Source organism: Zoogloea oryzae (assembly GCF_030161255.1).
In the GTDB taxonomy this organism is placed as follows: domain Bacteria; phylum Pseudomonadota; class Gammaproteobacteria; order Burkholderiales; family Rhodocyclaceae; genus Zoogloea; species Zoogloea oryzae.
On the sequence record NZ_BSPX01000193.1, the window covers coordinates 1 to 1343 of the forward strand.

Consider the following 1343-nt stretch of genomic DNA (forward strand, 5'->3'; position numbering starts at 1 on the left):
CCACGAAGCCCGGCACGCAGCCGAGCATCGCCAGCAGGGCGTCGGCGTCGATGGCGGCGCGGCGCAGGGGCACGGCGCCGCCGCGGATCTCGGAGAGCACCCGGCCGAGGGCATCCACGCCCTGGGCCAGCTGGGGCTGGGCGCCCAGGTCGCGGGCGATGTTGGGGATTTCCTTGGCGGTCTGGGTTTCCAGCAGTGCGGCCAGGCTTTTCACCAGCCCGGCCAGATCGCGGACCACGTCGGCGGGCGTGCTCACTTCAGCCCTTCCTTGATGATGCGGTCGAGCTCGGGCGGCAGCTTGAGATCCTTGATGCTGCCGGCGAGGCGGGTGGCGATGTCGGTGACTTCCTTCAACTGCTTGAGGAAATCCAGCCCGCCGGAGAAGGCCTTCATCAGCGAGCTGAGCTTGGACGGGTCGAGCTGCTTGAGGAAGGCCGCGCCCTCCTGGGCGTACTTGGCGAGCATGCCGCCCAGCGCACCCGCTTTGCCCAGCGCCTCGAAGAAGCCGCCGGCCTTGGTGGGGTCGGCCGCGGCGAGGGTGTCGAGCATGCCGTTGAGCTGGCCAGTGTCGAGGCTGTCCAGGTTGTTGGCGACGGCATCGCCCAGGGCGTCCATGTCGAGGCTCTCAAGCAGGGCCGGGTTGGCGGCCAGCGCGGCGGGCAGCGAGGCCGGGTCCTGCAGCACGCCGGCGGCGGCGAGGCTGGTGTCGCCCCACGCCGCGCCGTCGGCAGCGACGCCGGCATTCACGTCGGCCATCGCGGCGTCGCTGGCCTGGGGCGGTTCGATGTGCTCGCGCAGGCGCAGGCTGAAGCGGTAGCGGTCCTTGTAGCCGGCCACCTGACGCACCCGGAAGTCCTCGATGATGACTTCGGTGAGGTCGGTGCCCACCACCAGATCGGCGGCGAAGGACTGGGGCTCGGCCTTGGCGTGGGCCTGGCGCAGGGTCTCGAGGGACGACAGGGCCTCGTCGCCGAACAGCAGGCCGTCGATGAGGATCGTCACCGGCTCGCGGCCCAGGTCCTGGAACACGCTGCCCTGCTGCTCGGGCACCCGCTGCTCGACAAGGGTGCGCGCCTCTTCGGTGTGCAGATCCTGCACGCCGGTGAGTTCGATCTTGCCGATGCGCACGGTCATGGCATCTGCCTGCTAAAAGCCGAGGCGGGTCAAAGCGCCCCGCTGGCGGTCGAGCACGTGGCGCACCGCGCGCACGTGGAGCAGCCGGCCCTGGCCGAGCAGGCCGGCGGCGGGGTGACCGTCGGGCAGGCCGGCGATCTCCACCAGGTCGCCCGGCAGCACCGTTGGTGCGGCGAACACTTCGACGCTACCCCGCAGCAGGCGTGCCG

The 1343-nt window shown here is 71.1% G+C and carries 3 protein-coding genes; all 3 read right to left on the reverse strand.

Features of this window, described 5'->3' with window-relative positions:
* On the reverse strand, window positions 1-256 hold a 256-nt coding region (locus tag QQK25_RS22955), incomplete at its 3' end, for a hypothetical protein (RefSeq protein ID WP_284190042.1).
* Window positions 253-1134 (reverse strand): DNA circularization N-terminal domain-containing protein, encoded by an 882-nt coding sequence (locus QQK25_RS22960; RefSeq protein ID WP_284190043.1) that lies wholly within the window; start codon window positions 1132-1134, stop codon window positions 253-255. The genes QQK25_RS22955 and QQK25_RS22960, both read right to left, overlap by 4 nt.
* Before the next feature lie 12 nt (window positions 1135-1146).
* A partial coding sequence (locus QQK25_RS22965) for a hypothetical protein (RefSeq protein WP_284190044.1) occupies window positions 1147-1343 on the reverse strand: 197 nt, incomplete at its 5' end.